Here is a 19,362-nt window from a genome sequence, read left to right as displayed (position 1 = left end):
TAGCGGGCTGAGCCCGCTAATGCCGCAGAGGAGACCCGGGCGTCAGTCCCTGAGCGGCGCGCTGGAACTGCGTGGGATCAGGCTCGGCATTACGCGCCGGATGGCATCGACGGGTTCGGTGCCTGCCAGCAGCAGTTCAACGGCGATGGAAGCGACATGATCGAACGGGATATGCACGGAAGAGAGCGGTACCGGCAAGCGGGCGGATAGTGGGATATCGTTATACCCTACCAGTGATAAATCCTGCCCTATCGTCAGCCCTAGCCGGTGTGCGGCGGCCATGACGCCGAACGCCAGATCGTCGTTGACGGCGAAAATGGCCGTCGGCCTGCGCGTTCCGCTTAACAGCGCCATTCCCTCACTTTCTCCAGACTCGATGCTAAAGCCGGATTCCCGGATCCAGGTGGGGTTGGGGGTTAATCCCGCTTCACGCATCGCGCGGTGAAATCCCTCGCGCCGATAGGTCGCGCCGGAGGAAAAACTGGGCCCGGCCAGCATACCGATATCCCGGTGGCCCAGATCGATCAGATGGCGCGTAGCCAGATAGCCGCCCTGTTCATCGTCGCCGATGGCGGAACGGCTTACGCCGTCGGTACGCAGCGCCAGAACGTGCGCGACATTCTGCTGCCGCAGTTCCGCCGGTAAATGATCGTCCAGTCGGCTGGTAGCGAGAATCAGACCGTCTACACGTCGATCGAGCAGGGATTCCGCCGCCTGCTTTTCCTGTACCGGATCGTCGCCGCAGGTGGCGACGATGGCAAAGTAGCCGTAGCGCCCCGCCGCGCGGCAGATCGCCTCATACAGTAATGCCATCACCATATCGCTCAGGCGCGGCACCAGTACGCCAATGGTGCCGGTGCCGCCACGACGCAGGCTGGATGCCATAATATCACGCCGGTAGCCCAATTCCTGCGCTACCTGACGCACCCGCTCGGCGGCTTTACTGCGGGAAGGGGGAAGCCGTTCATCCAGCACGCGAGAAACGGTGGAAACGCTCACCCCGGCTGCCGTGGCGACATCCTGCAAGGTGACGGGTTTGCTTCCCAACTTACGGTTTGGTCCATTGGGCGGAAAGGTATTAGGGTCCATGTAATCCCTTGATTATTATTTTAAAAAATAAAACAGGCACAGTGTGTCGCCAATGATATCCGCGTGACCTGTACGAATTTATTATGTAATGGTTCCAGAACTTTGGCTATAGCTCGGAATTTCAAATCTACGCCCACGCTCGGAAAAATCGAGGATTATCAAGCTGAAGCACGCCATCAAAGGTAAAAACGTGATTTTTTTGTACTAACGGGCGGGATAGGTTACGCAGTGTCTATCGCGAATGCGCCCGTCTTTCAGCGTGCGGCGACGGGCGCATGGGTCATGTCGTGGTCGAAAACGGTCCGGCGTTAGCCGACGCGCGGCAGTTTGGCGGCGCGGACGGCAACCTTGATCTCTTCCTCGGCGCCCGGCTCCAGCGGCAGCAGCGGAGAACGCACCGTGGCGTGCTCCAGTATCCCGCGCTCTACCAGCGCATGCTTCAGCGCCACCGTCCCTTCCATATGCGAACCCCGGTGGTACACGCTCTTGGTGACCGGCAGCAGGCGGTCATGGATTTCACGCGCTTTCCGATAATCTTGCGCTTTGCCCGCCTCGATCATTTCCACCAGCAGTTCCGGCGCGATATTGCCGTATCCCACCAGCAGGCCATCCACGTCGAAAATCGTCGACAGCAGGTATTCGTCATGGCAGCTCAGGATTTGCAGGTCCGGACGTTCGCGGCGGATCACCGGAATTTCCGTATCCCAGCGGCGCATATTGCGCACGCCGTTTTTCATGGCGAATACGCCCGGCTGCGCGGAGATTTCCAGCAGGGTTTCCAGGTCGTAGGTACATTTGGTGACGTCCGGGTACTGGAACAGGATCAGCGGCAGACCGCTCTCTTCATAGACGTGGCGGTATTTATCCTGCGGCGCGCCTTTCTGGTAGCCGAAACGCAGCCAGCCGTGGGACGGATACAGCAGACCGGCGGAAGCGCCGGCCTTGACGGCGCGTTTGGCTTCTTCGGCGGCGACCTCGGTGCCTTCCAGCGTGATGCCGGCGATGATGGGGATTTCGTTATTGACGGATTCGACGAACGCCTCGATGACTTTTGCCTGTTCGTCGCGGGACAGGAAGGTTCCTTCGCCGGCATGGCCGAGCACGGTGAGGCTTTTTACGCCGTCGATGCTGCGCAGCCAGGCGCCCAGTTTTTTACAGGCGGCATAGTCCACGGCGCCGTCAGGGGTAAACGGAGTAATGGGCGCAGGGTTCAGACCTCGTAAATCGATATTAATTTTGGTCATGATGTTCTCTTTTTAATGTCATCAGAAAGAATGGAAAAGAAATTAATAACGTTCTCGGGAACGTTTGCATTTTTGGTTTTTCTTAATGGCTTGTCAAGAGAGATTTGCTCTGGCGGATTTCAGCTAAATGGGTAGCTGGGATTATTTATATGCTAAATATCAATATGTTGATTCGTTTCTCAACGTTGGGGGAAATACGCTGGTCAGCGAGGATGATGTGAAAAATGTGATCTGGCGCAGCCATATAAAGCATGGCTGCGCCAGCTTTCTCAATCAATAATGCGGCGGCGGCGTTTCTTCCGACTGTGGCGCGATTAACGAGGTTTGCTGGGTGCGTAACCTCTCCGTCAACAGGCGTACCTGCTCGCGCAGCCGGCTAATTTCCCGCTCGTGCTGAATAAGCGTCTGGTTCAGCTCTTCTATCGTCACTTCCTGAAAAGCCTGACGGCTTTCCAATAGTTCCAGCCGTTCTTCAAGCGATGACATTGCTATTCCCCCCTTACAGCTTGCAGCCTATTCCCGCTAAGTTTGTCAGAAAGCAGAAACTTCTGGTAGTAAAAACGGTCGGAGTAGGGCGCAATAAGCGATCTGAGGATTTTTACTCACGCTATTTCTGAAGCTCGCCTTGCGGGCTATGCGGTCCGGCCGTGGAGAGCGGCGTTAAAAAACGATGAAATGTTTTTTATCAAAGGATTGTCGCGCGCCGTTGTGTTGTCTTCGTGCGCGCAGTTATAGTAGTCGCGAATTTATTTTTAATGATGGCTGGAGCATATTGTTCCAGATGCTGGAGAAATGGATGAAATCACTGTTTAAAGTAACGCTGTTAGCAACGACGATGGCTCTGACTCTGAACGCTGGCCAGGCTCTGGCGGCGGATGCGACCACAGCAACCAAATTCAAAAGTGACGAACAGGCAGCCGCTTACGCGTTAGGCGCATCGCTGGGTCGTTACATGGATAACTCCCTTAAAGAACAAGAAAAACTGGGAATCAAGCTGGACAAGGATCAACTGATTGCCGGCGTTCAGGACGCGTTTGCCGATAAGAGCAAACTGACCGACGAAGAGATCGAAAAAACGCTGCAAAGCTTTGAAGGCCGGGTAAAAGCGGCGGCTGAAACCAAGATGAAGCAGGACGCCAAAGACAACGAGGATAAAGGCACCAAATATCGTGATACCTTTGCCAAAGAAAAAGGCGTGAAGAAAACCGAATCCGGTCTGCTGTATCAGGTTGAGAAAAACGGCAGCGGCAATGCGCCGAAAGATAGCGACACCGTGGTCGTCAACTATAAAGGCACCCTGGTTGACGGCAGCGAGTTCGATAACTCCTACAAGCGCGGCGAACCCCTCTCTTTCCGCCTTGACGGGGTGATCCCCGGCTGGACGGAAGGCCTGAAACACGTCAAGAAGGGCGGTAAAATCAAGCTGGTTATTCCGCCTACGCTGGCCTATGGCGAAACCGGCGTTCCGGGAATTCCGGCCAACTCCACGCTGGTGTTTGACGTTGAACTGCTGGATATCAAATCCGAAGCCGACGTGAAAGCCGCCGATGCGGCCAAAGGGGAAAAACCCGCCGCCGCGGAGAAAAGCGCGCAATAATTCATCAATCATCAATGATGAGGTATCCGACCGCGGGTTATGCGCCCGCGGTTTTTTTTCTGTTCAATAAAGATGAGTGAGTTCACCGTTCAGAAACGAAACCGTTAATTTCAGGGACGATTGGGTGGACATTTGCTAGACTGTGTCTCCGATCAATACAATAAATAGAATACGTTGAGGGTGGTGTCTGCCATGTCTAATTCGCTTGTGTCTGGCGAATCTTATGACCTTGATTTGCTGGATGAACGTCCGTTCAGTCAGACGGATTACGAGATCCTGAAATCGTATGAAGCGGTGGTCGATGGGTTGGCCATGTTGATTGGTGAGCACTGCGAGATTGTGCTGCATTCCCTTGAGGATCTTAAATGCTCCGCGGTGCGTATCGCCAATGGCGAACATACCGGCAGAAAAATCGGCTCGCCGATTACCGATCTTGCGTTACGTATGCTGCACGATATGGCCGGCGAGGACAGCAGCGTATCGAAAGCCTACTTCACCCGGGCGAAAAGCGGCGTGCTGATGAAGTCGGTCACCATTGCCATTCGTAACCGCGATCAGCGCGTGATTGGCTTGCTGTGCATTAATATGAATCTGGACGTGCCTTTTTCGCAGATAGTGCAGACCTTTATTCCCCCTGAAACGCACGAAATCGCCTCATCGGTAAACTTTGCCTCGTCGGTGGACGATCTGGTGGCGCAGACGCTGGAGTTTTCCATTGAAGAAGTGAACGCGGATCGCAATGTGTCCAACAATGCGAAAAACCGCCAGATCGTACTGAGCCTGTATGAGAAAGGAATCTTTGATATTAAGGATGCGATTAATCAGGTCGCCGAGCGCCTTAATATCTCCAAACACACCGTGTATCTCTATATTCGCCAGTTTAAAAGCGGCGATTTCAGCGGGCACTAACGCGGATGCTGAGCTATTGCCTGCTGGTTACCGGTCCCGCCTATGGCACGCAGCAAGCGAGCAGCGCGTTGCAGTTCGCTCAGGCGTTGCTGGATGAAGGTCATCGCCTGGCTAGCGTGTTTTTCTATCGCGAAGGCGTGCTGAACGCCAATCATCTCACCTCGCCGGCGAACGACGAGTTTGATCTGGTGCGCGCCTGGCAGCGTCTGGGGCAGGAACATCAGGTGGCGCTGAATGTCTGTATCGCCGCGGCGCTGCGGCGCGGGATCACCGATCGGCAACAGGCTGAACAGCTAAAACTGGGGGCGGCGAACTTGCAGGGCGGCTTTACCCTGAGCGGTCTTGGCGAACTGGCCCAGTCGGTTTTGACCTGCGATCGGGTGATCCAGTTTTAATCGGATTTTAAGGCGGAGTCATGAAGCGAATCGCTTTTGTTTTTACTCACTCGCCTCACGGCAGCGCCTCCGGTCGGGAAGGATTGGACGCGCTGCTCGCCATGTCCGCGCTGACCGAGGACATCGGCGTGTTTTTTATCGGCGACGGCGTATTGCAATTGCTGCCGGGGCAGCAGCCGGAAAAGATTCTGATGCGCAACTATATCGCCACCTTTGGCGTGCTGCCGCTGTATGATATCGAGCACTGCTATGTCTGCGCCGAGTCTCTCCAGCAACGAGGTATTGCTTTGGATACCGATTGGGTTGTGGATGTGGCGCTCCTGTCCCCCGAGGAATTAAAACAGCGGCTGGCGGATTACCATTCCATCCTCTCATTTTAGCGGCGAGCGTTTCTATTTATGCTACACACTCTTTCCCATTCTCCTTATCACTGCGACATTGATGCGCTGCTGCTTTGTCTGGGTCCGGGAGACGCATTGGTGCTGTTGCAGGATGGCGTTATCGCCGCGCTGGCGAATAGCGCAACGGCAGGTCGACTCATTAACGCGTCTATCCCTTTGTATGTTTTGCAAAATGATGCCGACGCCAGAGGCGTGGCTGCACAAATTTCAAACAATTTTTCATTGATTAGCTATACTCAATTTGTTCAACTGACGGTGCAACATCCGCAACAGCTGGCGTGGTAACGCTGAATTTTTGTATATTTCTTGACTCCTTCCACGGCCAGCCCTAAAATTCTGCGTCCTCATACTTTGCCCTGCGCAGGTACGAGGCGTTTTATTACGTGTTTACGATGCAAAAACCAGGAGCTTTTTGAATGGCAACAATTAACCAGCTGGTACGCAAGCCACGCGCCCTGAAGGTTGTTAAAAGCAACGTTCCGGCGCTGGAAGCATGCCCGCAGAAACGTGGCGTATGTACTCGCGTATATACCACCACCCCGAAAAAACCGAACTCCGCGCTGCGTAAAGTATGCCGCGTTCGTTTAACCAACGGTTTTGAAGTCACCTCCTATATCGGTGGTGAAGGTCACAATCTGCAGGAGCACTCCGTGATCCTGATCCGTGGCGGTCGTGTTAAAGACCTGCCAGGTGTGCGTTACCACACCGTTCGTGGCGCGCTGGACTGCTCAGGTGTTAAAGACCGTAAGCAATCCCGCTCCAAATACGGTGTGAAGAAGCCAAAGGCTTAATGGTTCTCCGTTAAGTAAGGCCAAACGTTTTAACTTAAATGTCAAACTAAACTCGTAGAGTTTTGGACAATCCTGAATTAACAACGGAGTATTTCCATGCCACGTCGTCGCGTCATTGGTCAACGTAAAATCCTGCCGGATCCTAAGTTCGGATCAGAGCTGTTGGCCAAATTTGTAAATATCCTGATGGTAGATGGTAAAAAATCTACTGCCGAAGCAATTGTCTATACCGCGCTAGAGACCCTGGCTCAGCGTTCTGGTAAAGATCATCTGGAAGCTTTTGAAGTAGCGCTGGACAACGTGCGCCCGACTGTCGAAGTCAAGTCGCGTCGCGTTGGTGGCTCTACTTATCAGGTGCCAGTTGAAGTCCGTCCGGTTCGTCGCAATGCCCTGGCAATGCGTTGGATCGTTGAAGCTGCTCGTAAACGCGGTGATAAATCCATGGCTTTGCGCCTGGCGAACGAACTTTCTGATGCAGCAGAAAACAAAGGCACTGCTGTCAAGAAACGTGAAGACGTTCACCGTATGGCTGAAGCCAACAAGGCGTTCGCTCACTACCGTTGGTAATCCCTTCGCTGTAGTTCTGCTAACCAGGCGGGCGCTTTACAAAGCCAACCCGCTTGGGTTAACTGACATTGAACGCCCTAGGATATAGAGGAAACAAATGGCTCGTACAACACCCATTGCACGCTACCGCAATATCGGTATCAGTGCACACATCGACGCCGGTAAAACCACCACGACAGAACGTATTCTGTTCTACACCGGTGTAAATCACAAAATCGGTGAAGTTCATGACGGCGCGGCCACCATGGACTGGATGGCGCAGGAGCAGGAGCGTGGCATCACCATCACCTCCGCTGCGACTACCGCATTCTGGTCTGGTATGGCTAAACAGTTTGAGCCGCACCGCGTTAATATCATCGACACCCCGGGACACGTTGACTTCACTATCGAAGTAGAACGTTCCATGCGTGTTCTTGACGGTGCAGTCATGGTTTACTGTGCGGTCGGTGGTGTTCAGCCGCAGTCTGAAACGGTATGGCGTCAGGCTAACAAATACAAAGTTCCGCGTATTGCGTTCGTTAACAAAATGGACCGCATGGGCGCGAACTTCCTGAAAGTCGTAGGCCAGATCAAAACCCGTCTGGGCGCGAATCCTGTTCCGCTGCAGCTGGCTATCGGTGCGGAAGAGCATTTCACCGGCGTTGTCGACCTGGTGAAAATGAAAGCCATCAACTGGAATGACGCCGATCAGGGCGTGACCTTCACCTATGAAGAGATTCCGGCTGATATGCAGGAACTGGCTGACGAATGGCACCAGAATCTGGTTGAGTCCGCGGCTGAAGCTTCTGAAGAGCTGATGGACAAATACCTCGGCGGCGAAGAGCTGACCGAAGAAGAGATCAAGAAAGCGTTGCGTCAGCGCGTGCTGAACAACGAAATCATTCTGGTTACCTGTGGCTCCGCGTTCAAGAACAAAGGCGTACAGGCAATGCTGGATGCGGTTATCGAGTATCTGCCGGCGCCGACCGACGTTCCTGCGATCAACGGTATTCTGGACGACGGTAAAGATACCCCGGCGGTTCGTCACTCCGATGACAAAGAGCCGTTCGCTGCGCTGGCGTTCAAGATCGCCACCGACCCGTTCGTGGGTAACCTGACCTTCTTCCGCGTGTATTCCGGCGTGGTTAACTCAGGCGACACGGTGCTGAACTCGGTGAAATCCGCACGTGAGCGTTTTGGCCGTATCGTTCAGATGCACGCCAACAAACGTGAAGAGATCAAAGAAGTTCGCGCGGGCGATATCGCCGCGGCTATCGGCCTGAAAGACGTGACCACCGGGGATACCCTGTGCGATCAGAGTTCGCCGATCATTCTGGAGCGTATGGAATTCCCGGAACCGGTTATCTCCATCGCCGTTGAACCGAAAACCAAAGCCGACCAGGAAAAAATGGGTCTGGCTCTGGGCCGTCTGGCGAAGGAAGACCCGTCTTTCCGCGTATGGACTGACGAAGAATCCAACCAGACCATCATCGCCGGTATGGGCGAACTGCACCTGGAAATCATCGTTGACCGTATGAAACGCGAGTTCAACGTTGAAGCGAACATCGGTAAACCGCAGGTTGCCTACCGTGAAACCATCCGCGATACCGTTAAGGATATCGAAGGGAAACACGCCAAGCAGTCTGGTGGTCGCGGTCAGTACGGTCACGTGGTGATCGACCTGTCTCCGCTGGAACCAGGTGGCCCGGGTTACACCTTCACCAACGACATCAAAGGCGGCGTGATTCCTGGCGAATACATTCCTGCCGTTGATAAAGGTATTCAGGAACAGCTTAAAGCCGGTCCTCTGGCGGGTTACCCGGTGGTTGATATCGCGGTGCGTCTGCACTTCGGTTCTTACCACGACGTCGACTCCTCGGAACTGGCGTTTAAACTGGCTGCTTCGCTGGCATTTAAAGATGGTTTTAAGAAAGCAAAACCAGTTCTGCTTGAGCCGATTATGAAGGTTGAAGTTGAAACGCCTGAAGACTACATGGGTGACGTAATCGGTGACCTTAACCGTCGCCGCGGTATCATCGAAGGTATGGAAGATACCGCAACCGGCAAGACCGTTCGTGCACAGGTTCCGTTGTCTGAAATGTTTGGTTATGCTACCGATCTGCGTTCGCAGACTCAGGGCCGCGCTTCATACTCCATGGAGTTCCTGAAGTACGCTGAAGCGCCGAACAACGTGGCTCAGGCCGTTATTGAAGCCCGTGGTAAATAATCCGGGTTTAACACATTGATCCCGTGCTCTCTCCATCAGGGGGGAGCATTAGAGTTAAGGAATATCGCCGTGTCTAAAGAAAAATTTGAACGTACAAAACCCCACCTCAACGTCGGTACTATCGGCCACGTTGACCATGGTAAAACAACGCTGACCGCAGCTATCACCACCGTTCTGGCTAAAACCTACGGCGGCAGCGCGCGTGCATTCGACCAGATCGATAACGCGCCGGAAGAAAAAGCCCGTGGTATCACCATCAACACCTCTCACGTTGAATACGATACCCCGACTCGCCACTACGCGCACGTTGACTGCCCGGGACACGCCGACTATGTGAAAAACATGATCACCGGCGCCGCGCAGATGGACGGCGCGATCCTGGTTGTCGCCGCGACCGACGGCCCGATGCCGCAGACCCGCGAGCACATCCTGCTGGGCCGCCAGGTAGGCGTTCCTTACATCATCGTGTTCCTGAACAAATGCGACATGGTTGATGATGAAGAGCTGCTGGAACTGGTTGAGATGGAAGTGCGCGAGCTGCTGTCTCAGTACGACTTTCCGGGCGACGACACGCCGGTAATCCGCGGTTCCGCGCTGAAAGCGCTGGAAGGCGAAGCCGAGTGGGAAGAGAAAATCATCGAACTGGCTAACGCCCTGGATACCTACATCCCGGAACCTGAGCGTGCCATCGACAAGCCGTTCCTGCTGCCTATCGAAGACGTATTCTCCATCTCCGGTCGCGGTACCGTTGTTACCGGTCGTGTAGAGCGCGGCATCATCAAAGTCGGTGAAGAAGTTGAAATCGTGGGCATCAAAGATACCACGAAAACCACCTGTACCGGCGTTGAAATGTTCCGCAAACTGCTGGACGAAGGCCGTGCGGGCGAGAACGTCGGCGTTCTGCTGCGCGGTACCAAGCGTGACGACGTAGAGCGTGGTCAGGTACTGGCCAAACCAGGTTCTATCAAACCTCACACTCAGTTCGAGTCTGAAGTTTATATCCTGTCCAAAGACGAAGGCGGCCGTCATACTCCGTTCTTCAAAGGCTACCGTCCGCAGTTCTACTTCCGTACGACTGACGTAACGGGCACCATCGAACTGCCGGAAGGCGTGGAAATGGTTATGCCGGGCGACAACATCAAGATGGTGGTAAACCTGATTGCGCCAATCGCGATGGACGACGGTCTGCGTTTCGCCATCCGTGAAGGCGGCCGTACCGTAGGCGCGGGCGTTGTTGCTAAAGTTATCGCTTAATCGCTGATAAACTTCTGCATGAAAAAAAGGCACTTCGGTGCCTTTTTTTATGCCCGCGTACGTAAATCTAAATTGAAATAAAAATAATTCCCATTTACAATGCCTGAGCTTTTAAAAATCGTCGGGAGCGGTTTAGATGTCGCGTACAGCGGCTGTGGGGTCATAAGGGATAACCCGCCCATAATATGAGTTACTCCGGTATGTATGTCTGTTTGTGTAATGCTATCTCCGATAAAGCGATCCGTAACGCGGTTCGTCAGTACCAGCCCCAGTCTATGCAGCAGTTGCGCAAGTTGGTTCCCATCGGAACGGAATGCGGCAAATGTATTCGCCAGGCTAGGGTGATTCTTGAAGATGAACAAGCCAAAGTCCCTGATATGTATGAAGTAGCATAAAATGTAAGGTCTTTTTTTGGCTCTCTTTGCGTAGCGGTTCTACACTGTATGAACCGGAGCGGAGGAGCATGTCATGAAAGGCGATAAAAAAGTCATTACGTATCTGAACAAGTTATTGGGCAATGAGCTGGTCGCGATTAACCAATATTTCCTGCATGCCCGAATGTTTAAAAACTGGGGGCTGACCCGTCTCAACGATCACGAGTATCATGAGTCTATCGACGAAATGAAACACGCCGATCGCTATATTGAACGAATCCTGTTTCTCGAAGGGATTCCCAATCTGCAAGATCTGGGCAAGCTGAATATCGGCGAAGACGTCGAGGAGATTTTGCGTTCCGACCTGCAACTCGAGCTGGACGGCGCCCAGGACCTGCGCGAGGCGATTGCCTATTCGGATTCCGTGCAGGATTATGTCAGCAGGGACCTGTTGATAGAAATTCTGGCCGATGAGGAAGGGCATATCGACTGGCTGGAGACCGAGCTGGATCTGATCGCCCGCCTCGGCATACAAAACTACCTGCAAAGTCAGCTTAAAGAAGCGCAATAACCCTCTTTAAGTATCGCCGTTCTACGGCCGGAGATAGCGCACGTTCCGGCCGTCATTCCAAATCATTTCACCCTGCTTGTTGCTTCCTGAGTCAATTTGCGTATAATGCGCGAGCTTACCGAATCTAAGGTAGGTCTGATTTATACAAAATCAGCGGCCAAGGTGGTTGATTGGCCGAAACAATACTCCCGATATGGGGGTTATGTACTAACGATTACACTCCCCCATCAATCGAAATGGGTGTGAGGAGTAATTATTTACGTTTATAAATAATTGGAGCTCTGGTCTCATGCAGAACCAAAGAATCCGTATCCGCCTGAAAGCGTTTGATCATCGTCTGATCGATCAATCAACTGCGGAAATCGTCGAGACTGCCAAGCGCACTGGTGCGCAAGTCCGCGGTCCGATCCCGCTGCCGACCCGCAAAGAGCGCTTTACCGTTCTGATCTCTCCGCACGTCAATAAAGATGCGCGCGATCAGTATGAGATTCGCACTCACAAGCGTCTGGTTGACATCGTTGAGCCAACCGAGAAAACCGTTGATGCTCTGATGCGTCTGGATCTGGCTGCTGGTGTAGACGTGCAGATCAGCCTGGGTTAATCAGGTCATTGAGCGATTGAGAGGTTGAAACAATGATTGGTTTAGTCGGTAAAAAAGTGGGTATGACCCGTATCTTCACTGAAGATGGCGTATCTATCCCTGTAACCGTTATCGAAATTGAAGCAAACCGCGTGACTCAGGTTAAAGACCTGACTAACGACGGTTACCGCGCTGTGCAGGTGACTACCGGTGCTAAAAAAGCAAACCGCGTTACCAAACCAGAAGCAGGTCACTTTGCTAAAGCTGGCGTAGACGCCGGCCGTACGCTGCGTGAATTCCGTCTTGCAGAAGGCGAAGAGTTCAGCGTAGGTCAGAGCATCAGTGTTGAAATTTTCGCTGACGTTAAAAAAGTAGACGTTACTGGTACATCCAAAGGTAAAGGTTTTGCCGGCACGGTTAAGCGCTGGAACTTCCGTACCCAGGATGCGACCCACGGTAACTCCTTGTCTCACCGCGTTCCGGGTTCCATCGGTCAGAACCAGACTCCGGGCAAAGTGTTCAAAGGCAAGAAAATGGCAGGCCAACTGGGTAACGAACGAGTAACCGTTCAGAGCCTGGATGTAGTGCGTGTTGACGCTGAGCGCAACCTGCTGCTGGTTAAGGGTGCTGTTCCGGGTGCAACCGGTAGCGACCTGATCGTTAAACCAGCTGTGAAGGCGTGAGGAGATAGCAATGGAATTAGTATTGAAAGACGCGCAAAGCGCGCTGACTGTTTCCGAAACTACCTTCGGTCGTGATTTCAACGAAGCGCTGGTACACCAGGTTGTTGTTGCTTACGCAGCAGGTGCCCGTCAAGGTACTCGCGCTCAGAAGACCCGTGCTGAAGTAACTGGTTCCGGTAAAAAACCGTGGCGTCAGAAAGGTACCGGCCGTGCGCGTTCAGGTACCGTGAAGAGCCCGATCTGGCGTTCCGGTGGCGTGACTTTCGCTGCCAAGCCGCAGGACCACAGTCAGAAAGTTAATAAAAAGATGTACCGCGGCGCGCTGAAAAGCATCCTGTCCGAACTGGTACGTCAAGATCGTTTGATCGTTGTCGAGAAGTTCTCTGTCGAAGCGCCGAAAACCAAGCTGCTGGCGCAGAAACTGAAAGACATGGCGCTGGAAGACGTACTGATCATCACCGGTGAACTGGATGAAAATCTGTTCCTGGCCGCGCGTAACCTGTACAAGGTTGACGTGCGTGATGTCGCCGGTATCGATCCAGTTAGCTTGATCGCCTTCGACAAAGTCGTCATGACTGCTGAAGCTGTTAAGCAAGTTGAGGAGATGCTCGCATGATCCGTGAAGAACGTCTGCTGAAAGTTTTGCGCGCGCCGCACGTTTCTGAAAAAGCGTCTACAGCGATGGAAAAGAACAACACCATCGTACTCAAAGTTGCTAAAGACGCGACCAAAGCAGAAATCAAAGCCGCCGTGCAGAAACTGTTTGAAGTCGAAGTCAATGATGTTCGCACCCTGGTAGTTAAAGGAAAAGTGAAACGTCATGGACAGCGTATCGGTCGTCGTAGCGACTGGAAAAAAGCTTACGTCACCCTGAAAGAAGGCCAGAATCTGGACTTCATCGGCGGCGCAGAGTAAGTCGGAGGAGTAAAGAACAATGGCAATTGTTAAATGTAAACCGACATCTCCGGGTCGTCGCCACGTTGTTAAAGTGGTTAACCCTGAGCTGCACAAGGGCAAACCTTATGCCCCGTTGCTGGAAAAGAACAGCAAATCCGGTGGCCGTAACAACAATGGCCGCATCACTACCCGTCACATCGGTGGTGGTCATAAACAGCAATATCGTCTGGTTGACTTTAAACGCAACAAAGATGGTATTCCTGCTGTTGTTGAGCGTCTGGAGTATGATCCGAACCGTTCCGCGAATATCGCGCTGGTTCTGTACAAAGACGGCGAACGCCGTTATATCCTGGCGCCGAAAGGCCTTAAAGCAGGTGACCAGATTCAATCTGGCGTTGATGCTGCAATCAAAACCGGCAACACCTTGCCGATGCGTAACATCCCGGTCGGTTCAACGGTTCACAACGTAGAGTTGAAACCAGGCAAAGGCGGCCAGCTGGCTCGCTCCGCCGGTGCCTACGTTCAGATCGTTGCCCGTGACGGATCTTACGTGACCCTGCGTCTGCGTTCCGGCGAAATGCGTAAAGTCGAATCCGACTGCCGCGCAACGCTGGGCGAAGTCGGTAATGCGGAGCATATGCTGCGCGTTCTGGGTAAAGCAGGTGCTGCTCGCTGGCGTGGTATTCGCCCGACCGTTCGCGGTACGGCGATGAACCCGGTAGACCACCCGCACGGTGGTGGTGAAGGTCGTAACTTTGGTAAGCACCCGGTATCCCCGTGGGGCGTACAGACCAAAGGTAAGAAGACCCGCAGCAACAAGCGTACTGATAAGTTCATCGTACGTCGCCGTACTAAATAATTTTAGAGGATAAACCATGCCACGTTCTCTCAAGAAAGGTCCATTTATTGACCTGCACTTGCTGAAGAAGGTAGAGAAAGCGGTGGAAAGCGGTGACAAGAAGCCTTTGCGCACTTGGTCCCGTCGTTCAACGATCTTTCCAAACATGATCGGTTTGACCATCGCTGTCCATAATGGTCGTCAGCACGTTCCGGTGTTTGTTTCCGATGAAATGGTCGGTCACAAACTGGGTGAATTCGCGCCGACTCGTACTTATCGCGGCCATGCGGCCGATAAAAAGGCCAAGAAGCGCTAAGGTAGGAGGAAGAGATGGAAACTATTGCTCAACATCGCCACGCTCGTTCTTCTGCTCAAAAGGTTCGCCTGGTGGCTGACCTGATTCGCGGTAAGAAAGTGTCGCAAGCTCTGGAAGTTCTGACCTACACCAACAAGAAAGCTGCTGGTCTGGTTAAAAAAGTGCTGGAGTCTGCCATTGCTAATGCAGAGCACAACGATGGCGCTGACATTGATGATCTGAAAGTTGCGAAAATCTTCGTTGACGAAGGCCCAAGCATGAAGCGCATTATGCCGCGTGCCAAAGGTCGTGCGGATCGCATCCTGAAGCGTACCAGCCACATCACTGTGGTTGTGTCCGATCGCTGAGACTCTGGAGACTAGCAATGGGTCAGAAAGTACATCCTAATGGTATTCGACTGGGTATTGTCAAACCCTGGAACTCTACCTGGTATGCGAATACCAAAGAATTCGCTGACAACCTGGACAGCGACTTTAAAGTTCGTAAATACCTGACGAAGGAACTGGAGAAGGCTTCCGTTTCTCGTATCGTTATCGAACGTCCGGCCAAAAGCATCCGTGTGACCATTCACACCGCTCGCCCGGGTATCGTTATCGGTAAAAAAGGTGAAGATGTTGAAAAACTGCGCAAAGTCGTAGCGGATATCGCTGGCGTACCTGCACAGATCAATATCGCAGAAGTTCGTAAGCCCGAACTGGACGCAAAACTGGTTGCTGACAGCATCACTTCTCAGCTGGAGCGTCGCGTGATGTTCCGTCGTGCTATGAAGCGTGCGGTACAGAACGCCATGCGTCTGGGCGCCAAGGGTATCAAAGTTGAAGTAAGCGGCCGCCTGGGCGGTGCTGAAATCGCGCGTACCGAATGGTACCGTGAAGGTCGTGTTCCGTTGCACACCCTGCGTGCGGATATCGATTACAACACTTCCGAAGCGCACACCACTTATGGTGTTATCGGTGTGAAAGTGTGGATCTTCAAAGGTGAGATCCTGGGTGGTATGGCTGCCGTTGAACAACCGGAAAAACCGGCTGCTCAACCTAAAAAGCAGCAGCGTAAAGGCCGCAAGTAAGGAGAGTCGCTGATGTTACAACCAAAGCGTACAAAATTCCGTAAGATGCACAAAGGCCGCAACCGTGGCCTGGCTGTAGGAACGGATGTTAGCTTCGGCACTTTCGGTCTGAAAGCTGTTGGCCGCGGTCGCCTGACCGCTCGTCAAATCGAAGCTGCACGTCGTGCCATGACCCGCGCCGTTAAGCGTCAAGGTAAGATCTGGATCCGTGTATTCCCGGACAAACCGATCACCGAAAAACCGCTTGAAGTGCGTATGGGTAAAGGTAAAGGTAACGTAGAGTATTGGGTTGCCCTGATTCAGCCAGGTAAAGTCCTGTACGAAATGGACGGTGTGCCGGAAGAGTTGGCCCGCGAGGCATTCCAACTGGCAGCAGCGAAACTGCCGATTAAAACCACCTTTGTAACTAAGACGGTGATGTAATGAAAGCACAAGAGCTGCGTGAAAAGAGCGTTGAAGAGCTGAACACCGAGCTGCTCGAACTGCTGCGCGAACAATTCAATCTGCGCATGCAGGCGGCAAGTGGCCAGCTGCAACAAACTCACCTGTTGAAACAAGTGCGTCGTAATGTTGCACGTGTTAAGACTTTACTGACTGAGAAGGCGGGTGCGTAATGACCGATAAAATCCGTACTCTGCAAGGCCGCGTCGTTAGCGACAAAATGGAGAAATCCATCGTCGTCGCCATCGAACGTTTCGTGAAACATCCGCTTTACGGTAAGTTCATTAAACGTACGACCAAGCTGCACGTACATGACGAGAACAACGAATGCGGTACCGGCGACGTGGTTGAAATCCGCGAATGCCGTCCGCTGTCCAAAACCAAGTCTTGGACGCTTGTTCGCGTTGTAGAGAAAGCGATTCTGTAATACAGTAGCGCTCTTCTCGTTATGATAAACGGCTCAGTAACTGGGCCGTTTATTTTTTCTACCCATATCAAGGAAGCGGTGTTATAATGCTGCGCCCTTAATTTGGGGCATTTTAATGGCCTGTGATGGGTCCTAAAGTAGTAGTTGACATTAGCGGAGCACTAAAATGATCCAAGAACAGACTATGCTGAATGTGGCCGATAACTCCGGTGCACGTCGCGTAATGTGTATCAAGGTTCTAGGTGGCTCGCACCGTCGCTACGCAGGCGTCGGCGATATCATCAAAATTACCATCAAGGAAGCAATTCCTCGCGGTAAGGTGAAAAAAGGCGATGTACTGAAGGCGGTTGTGGTGCGCACCAAGAAGGGTGTTCGTCGCCCGGACGGTTCTGTCATTCGCTTCGATGGAAATGCTTGCGTTATTCTGAACAATAACAGCGAACAGCCTATCGGTACGCGTATTTTTGGGCCGGTAACTCGTGAACTGCGTAATGAGAAGTTCATGAAAATTATCTCTCTGGCACCAGAAGTACTCTAAGGAGCGAATCATGGCAGCGAAAATCCGTCGTGATGACGAAGTTATCGTGCTGACCGGCAAAGATAAAGGTAAGCGCGGTAAAGTAAAAAATGTCCTGTCTGCTAGTAAGGTCATTGTTGAAGGTATCAACCTGGTTAAAAAACATCAGAAGCCGGTTCCGGCCCTGAACCAACCAGGCGGCATCGTTGAAAAAGAAGCTGCTATTCAGGTTTCCAACCTTGCGATCTTCAATGCGGCAACTGGTAAGGCTGACCGTGTAGGCTTTAGATTCGAAGACGGCAAAAAAGTCCGTTTCTTTAAATCTAACAGCGAAACTATCAAGTAATTTGGAGTAGTACGATGGCGAAACTGCATGATTACTACAAAGACGAAGTAGTTAAAAAACTCATGACCGAGTTTAACTACAATTCTGTCATGCAAGTCCCTCGGGTCGAGAAGATCACCCTGAACATGGGTGTTGGTGAAGCGATCGCTGACAAGAAACTGCTGGATAACGCAGCAGCCGATCTGGCAGCAATCTCCGGTCAAAAACCGTTGATCACCAAAGCTCGCAAATCTGTTGCAGGCTTCAAAATCCGTCAGGGCTATCCGATCGGCTGTAAAGTAACTCTGCGTGGCGAACGCATGTGGGAGTTTCTTGAGCGACTGATTTCCATTGCTGTACCGCGTATCCGTGACTTCCGTGGCCTGTCCGCCAAGTCATTCGACGGCCGTGGTAACTACAGCATGGGTGTGCGTGAGCAGATCATCTTCCCGGAAATCGACTATGACAAGGTCGATCGCGTTCGTGGTTTGGATATTACCATTACCACCACTGCGAAATCCGATGATGAAGGCCGTGCGCTGTTGGCCGCCTTTAACTTCCCATTCCGCAAGTAAGGTAGGGTTACTAATGGCTAAGCAATCCATGAAAGCACGCGAAGTCGTTCGCGTGAAACTGGCTGATAAATACCGCGCTAAACGCGAGGAATTAAAAGCTATTATCTCCAGCGTGAACTCTTCCGACGAAGAACGTTGGGATGCAGTTCTTAAGCTGCAGACTCTGCCGCGTGATTCCAGCCCGTCTCGTCAGCGTAACCGCTGCCGTCAAACTGGTCGTCCGCATGCTTTCCTGCGGAAGTTCGGGTTGAGCCGTATCAAGGTCCGTGAAGCCGCTATGCGCGGTGAAATTCCGGGTCTGAAAAAGGCTAGCTGGTAATTGTCACCAATTGAATCACGGGAGTAAAGACAGATGAGCATGCAAGATCCGATCGCGGATATGCTGACCCGTATCCGTAACGGTCAAGCCGCGAACAAAGTTGCGGTCACCATGCCTTCCTCCAAGCTGAAAGTGGCAATTGCCAACGTGCTGAAGGAAGAAGGCTACATTGAAGATTTTAAAATCGAAGGCGACGCCAAGCCGGTTCTGGAATTAGCACTTAAATATTTCCAGGGCAAGGCAGTGGTAGAAAGCATTCAGCGTGTAAGCCGTCCAGGTCTGCGTATTTATAAGCGCAAAGACGAACTGCCGAAAGTTATGGCAGGACTGGGTATCGCTGTTGTTTCTACCTCTAAAGGTGTTATGACTGATCGTGCAGCTCGCCAGGCTGGTCTTGGTGGCGAGATTATCTGCTACGTAGCTTAATCGGGAGGAAAGAATGTCTCGTGTTGCAAAAGCACCCGTCGTCATTCCTGCCGGCGTAGAGGTAAAACTCAACGGTCAGGATATTTCGATTAAGGGTAAAAACGGCGAGCTGAGTCGTAAGATCCATGACGCTGTTGAAGTTAAACAGGCTGACAACGCTCTGACTTTCGCCCCGCGCGAAGGTTTCGTTGACGGATGGGCCCAGGCGGGCACCACACGCGCTCTGTTAAACGCAATGGTTGTCGGTGTTACCGAAGGCTTCACCAAGAAGCTGCAGCTGGTCGGTGTTGGTTATCGTGCTGCCGTAAAAGGCAACGTAGTGAACCTGTCTCTTGGGTTCTCTCATCCGGTTGACCACGCGCTGCCGGCAGGTATTACCGCTGAGTGCCCCAGCCAGACCGAAATCGTACTGAAAGGTGCTGATAAGCAGGTTATTGGTCAGGTCGCTGCGGAAATACGCGCCTACCGTCGTCCTGAGCCTTACAAAGGCAAGGGTGTCCGTTACGCCGACGAAGTCGTGCGTACCAAAGAGGCTAAGAAGAAGTAAGGTAACA

The 19,362-nt window shown here is 52.6% G+C and carries 32 protein-coding genes; 29 read left to right on the top strand and 3 right to left on the bottom strand.

What is annotated here, in order from left to right:
- Positions 1 to 42: 42 nt before the first annotated feature.
- Together MFP24_RS10155 and MFP24_RS10150 are read right to left on the bottom strand one after the other, a co-directional pair.
- Positions 43 to 1,089 carry a LacI family DNA-binding transcriptional regulator gene (locus tag MFP24_RS10155; RefSeq protein WP_249230438.1) on the bottom strand — a complete coding sequence of 349 codons (1,047 nt, stop codon included), beginning with the start codon at positions 1,087 to 1,089 and terminating at the stop codon, positions 43 to 45.
- 308 nt (positions 1,090 to 1,397) lie between these two features.
- Positions 1,398 to 2,333 carry a dihydrodipicolinate synthase family protein gene (locus tag MFP24_RS10150; protein ID WP_249230437.1) on the bottom strand — a complete coding sequence of 312 codons (936 nt, stop codon included), beginning with the start codon at positions 2,331 to 2,333 and terminating at the stop codon, positions 1,398 to 1,400.
- Positions 2,334 to 2,460: 127 nt separating this feature from the next.
- On the opposite strand from MFP24_RS10150, the gene MFP24_RS10145 reads away from it, so the two are divergent.
- Positions 2,461 to 2,613, top strand: coding sequence for a hypothetical protein (locus MFP24_RS10145; RefSeq protein WP_249230436.1), 153 nt, complete (start codon positions 2,461 to 2,463; stop codon positions 2,611 to 2,613).
- Here the strand turns inward: MFP24_RS10145 and MFP24_RS10140 are convergent.
- Positions 2,607 to 2,825 (bottom strand): SlyX family protein, encoded by a 219-nt coding sequence (locus MFP24_RS10140; protein ID WP_249230627.1) that lies wholly within the window; start codon positions 2,823 to 2,825, stop codon positions 2,607 to 2,609. The two genes, MFP24_RS10145 and MFP24_RS10140, sit on opposite strands and share 7 nt — an antisense overlap.
- 304 nt (positions 2,826 to 3,129) lie before the next feature.
- On the opposite strand from MFP24_RS10140, the gene fkpA reads away from it, so the two are divergent.
- From fkpA to rplF, 28 genes are all read left to right on the top strand, one after another.
- Positions 3,130 to 3,930, top strand: a complete 801-nt coding sequence (gene fkpA / locus MFP24_RS10135) for an FKBP-type peptidyl-prolyl cis-trans isomerase (RefSeq protein WP_249230435.1) — start codon at positions 3,130 to 3,132, stop codon at positions 3,928 to 3,930.
- Positions 3,931 to 4,122: 192 nt separating this feature from the next.
- On the top strand, positions 4,123 to 4,839 hold the full coding sequence (locus tag MFP24_RS10130) for a helix-turn-helix transcriptional regulator (protein WP_249230434.1): 717 nt from the start codon (positions 4,123 to 4,125) through the stop codon (positions 4,837 to 4,839).
- A gap of 5 nt (positions 4,840 to 4,844) precedes the next feature.
- Entirely contained in the window at positions 4,845 to 5,234 is a 390-nt protein-coding gene (tusD, locus tag MFP24_RS10125; RefSeq protein WP_249230433.1) for a sulfurtransferase complex subunit TusD, read from the top strand.
- Between the two features lie 20 nt (positions 5,235 to 5,254).
- Entirely contained in the window at positions 5,255 to 5,614 is a 360-nt protein-coding gene (gene tusC / locus MFP24_RS10120) for a sulfurtransferase complex subunit TusC (protein ID WP_249230432.1), read from the top strand.
- A gap of 18 nt (positions 5,615 to 5,632) precedes the next feature.
- Positions 5,633 to 5,920 carry a sulfurtransferase complex subunit TusB gene (tusB, locus tag MFP24_RS10115; protein ID WP_249230431.1) on the top strand — a complete coding sequence of 96 codons (288 nt, stop codon included), beginning with the start codon at positions 5,633 to 5,635 and terminating at the stop codon, positions 5,918 to 5,920.
- A 131-nt stretch (positions 5,921 to 6,051) separates the two neighbouring features.
- A complete protein-coding gene (gene rpsL, locus MFP24_RS10110; protein WP_009111197.1) occupies positions 6,052 to 6,426 on the top strand; it encodes a 30S ribosomal protein S12 in 375 nt (124 codons plus the stop codon).
- Between the two features lie 96 nt (positions 6,427 to 6,522).
- Positions 6,523 to 6,993 carry a 30S ribosomal protein S7 gene (rpsG, locus tag MFP24_RS10105; protein WP_009111198.1) on the top strand — a complete coding sequence of 157 codons (471 nt, stop codon included), beginning with the start codon at positions 6,523 to 6,525 and terminating at the stop codon, positions 6,991 to 6,993.
- Positions 6,994 to 7,090: 97 nt separating this feature from the next.
- On the top strand, positions 7,091 to 9,199 hold the full coding sequence (fusA, locus tag MFP24_RS10100) for an elongation factor G (RefSeq protein ID WP_249230430.1): 2,109 nt from the start codon (positions 7,091 to 7,093) through the stop codon (positions 9,197 to 9,199).
- A gap of 69 nt (positions 9,200 to 9,268) precedes the next feature.
- Entirely contained in the window at positions 9,269 to 10,453 is a 1,185-nt protein-coding gene (gene tuf, locus MFP24_RS10095) for an elongation factor Tu (protein ID WP_249230429.1), read from the top strand.
- 200 nt (positions 10,454 to 10,653) lie between these two features.
- Entirely contained in the window at positions 10,654 to 10,848 is a 195-nt protein-coding gene (gene bfd, locus MFP24_RS10090; protein ID WP_009111201.1) for a bacterioferritin-associated ferredoxin, read from the top strand.
- 73 nt (positions 10,849 to 10,921) lie between these two features.
- Complete coding sequence (bfr, locus tag MFP24_RS10085) at positions 10,922 to 11,398, top strand: bacterioferritin (RefSeq protein ID WP_249230428.1); 477 nt, start codon at positions 10,922 to 10,924, stop codon at positions 11,396 to 11,398.
- Between the two features lie 289 nt (positions 11,399 to 11,687).
- Positions 11,688 to 11,999, top strand: coding sequence for a 30S ribosomal protein S10 (rpsJ, locus tag MFP24_RS10080; protein ID WP_001181005.1), 312 nt, complete (start codon positions 11,688 to 11,690; stop codon positions 11,997 to 11,999).
- Between the two features lie 32 nt (positions 12,000 to 12,031).
- Entirely contained in the window at positions 12,032 to 12,661 is a 630-nt protein-coding gene (rplC, locus tag MFP24_RS10075) for a 50S ribosomal protein L3 (RefSeq protein ID WP_249230427.1), read from the top strand.
- Positions 12,662 to 12,671: 10 nt separating this feature from the next.
- Entirely contained in the window at positions 12,672 to 13,277 is a 606-nt protein-coding gene (gene rplD / locus MFP24_RS10070; protein WP_136168693.1) for a 50S ribosomal protein L4, read from the top strand.
- Positions 13,274 to 13,576: a 50S ribosomal protein L23 gene (rplW, locus tag MFP24_RS10065; RefSeq protein WP_009111205.1), complete on the top strand. Its 303-nt coding sequence runs from the start codon at positions 13,274 to 13,276 to the stop codon at positions 13,574 to 13,576. The genes rplD and rplW overlap by 4 nt, the downstream gene beginning before the upstream one ends.
- A gap of 19 nt (positions 13,577 to 13,595) precedes the next feature.
- The gene (rplB, locus tag MFP24_RS10060; RefSeq protein ID WP_249230426.1) at positions 13,596 to 14,417 is read left to right on the top strand and encodes a 50S ribosomal protein L2; all 822 of its coding nucleotides are present in this window, start codon (positions 13,596 to 13,598) and stop codon (positions 14,415 to 14,417) included.
- A 16-nt stretch (positions 14,418 to 14,433) separates the two neighbouring features.
- A complete protein-coding gene (rpsS, locus tag MFP24_RS10055) occupies positions 14,434 to 14,712 on the top strand; it encodes a 30S ribosomal protein S19 (protein WP_004929772.1) in 279 nt (92 codons plus the stop codon).
- Between the two features lie 14 nt (positions 14,713 to 14,726).
- Complete coding sequence (gene rplV / locus MFP24_RS10050; protein ID WP_009111207.1) at positions 14,727 to 15,059, top strand: 50S ribosomal protein L22; 333 nt, start codon at positions 14,727 to 14,729, stop codon at positions 15,057 to 15,059.
- Between the two features lie 17 nt (positions 15,060 to 15,076).
- Positions 15,077 to 15,778 carry a 30S ribosomal protein S3 gene (rpsC, locus tag MFP24_RS10045; RefSeq protein ID WP_005970274.1) on the top strand — a complete coding sequence of 234 codons (702 nt, stop codon included), beginning with the start codon at positions 15,077 to 15,079 and terminating at the stop codon, positions 15,776 to 15,778.
- A 12-nt stretch (positions 15,779 to 15,790) separates the two neighbouring features.
- Positions 15,791 to 16,201 (top strand): 50S ribosomal protein L16, encoded by a 411-nt coding sequence (gene rplP, locus MFP24_RS10040; protein WP_136168695.1) that lies wholly within the window; start codon positions 15,791 to 15,793, stop codon positions 16,199 to 16,201.
- Complete coding sequence (rpmC, locus tag MFP24_RS10035; RefSeq protein ID WP_048637248.1) at positions 16,201 to 16,392, top strand: 50S ribosomal protein L29; 192 nt, start codon at positions 16,201 to 16,203, stop codon at positions 16,390 to 16,392. Before rplP ends, rpmC begins: the two co-directional genes overlap by 1 nt.
- Complete coding sequence (rpsQ, locus tag MFP24_RS10030; RefSeq protein ID WP_009111210.1) at positions 16,392 to 16,646, top strand: 30S ribosomal protein S17; 255 nt, start codon at positions 16,392 to 16,394, stop codon at positions 16,644 to 16,646. Before rpmC ends, rpsQ begins: the two co-directional genes overlap by 1 nt.
- A 166-nt stretch (positions 16,647 to 16,812) precedes the next feature.
- Positions 16,813 to 17,184 carry a 50S ribosomal protein L14 gene (gene rplN, locus MFP24_RS10025; RefSeq protein WP_000613954.1) on the top strand — a complete coding sequence of 124 codons (372 nt, stop codon included), beginning with the start codon at positions 16,813 to 16,815 and terminating at the stop codon, positions 17,182 to 17,184.
- 10 nt (positions 17,185 to 17,194) lie between these two features.
- Positions 17,195 to 17,509, top strand: coding sequence for a 50S ribosomal protein L24 (rplX, locus tag MFP24_RS10020; RefSeq protein WP_005970267.1), 315 nt, complete (start codon positions 17,195 to 17,197; stop codon positions 17,507 to 17,509).
- Positions 17,510 to 17,523: 14 nt separating this feature from the next.
- Positions 17,524 to 18,063: a 50S ribosomal protein L5 gene (gene rplE / locus MFP24_RS10015; protein WP_005970265.1), complete on the top strand. Its 540-nt coding sequence runs from the start codon at positions 17,524 to 17,526 to the stop codon at positions 18,061 to 18,063.
- A 13-nt stretch (positions 18,064 to 18,076) separates the two neighbouring features.
- Positions 18,077 to 18,382: a 30S ribosomal protein S14 gene (gene rpsN / locus MFP24_RS10010; protein WP_009111211.1), complete on the top strand. Its 306-nt coding sequence runs from the start codon at positions 18,077 to 18,079 to the stop codon at positions 18,380 to 18,382.
- A 33-nt stretch (positions 18,383 to 18,415) separates the two neighbouring features.
- A complete protein-coding gene (rpsH, locus tag MFP24_RS10005) occupies positions 18,416 to 18,808 on the top strand; it encodes a 30S ribosomal protein S8 (RefSeq protein ID WP_009111212.1) in 393 nt (130 codons plus the stop codon).
- 13 nt (positions 18,809 to 18,821) lie between these two features.
- Complete coding sequence (rplF, locus tag MFP24_RS10000) at positions 18,822 to 19,355, top strand: 50S ribosomal protein L6 (protein ID WP_249230425.1); 534 nt, start codon at positions 18,822 to 18,824, stop codon at positions 19,353 to 19,355.
- Positions 19,356 to 19,362: the final 7 nt, after the last annotated feature.

The organism is Brenneria tiliae, assembly GCF_023347575.1.
GTDB classification, from domain to species: domain Bacteria; phylum Pseudomonadota; class Gammaproteobacteria; order Enterobacterales; family Enterobacteriaceae; genus Brenneria; species Brenneria corticis.
Note: the sequence above shows the minus strand (reverse complement) of the source record. Positions and strands in the feature narration are given on the sequence as shown.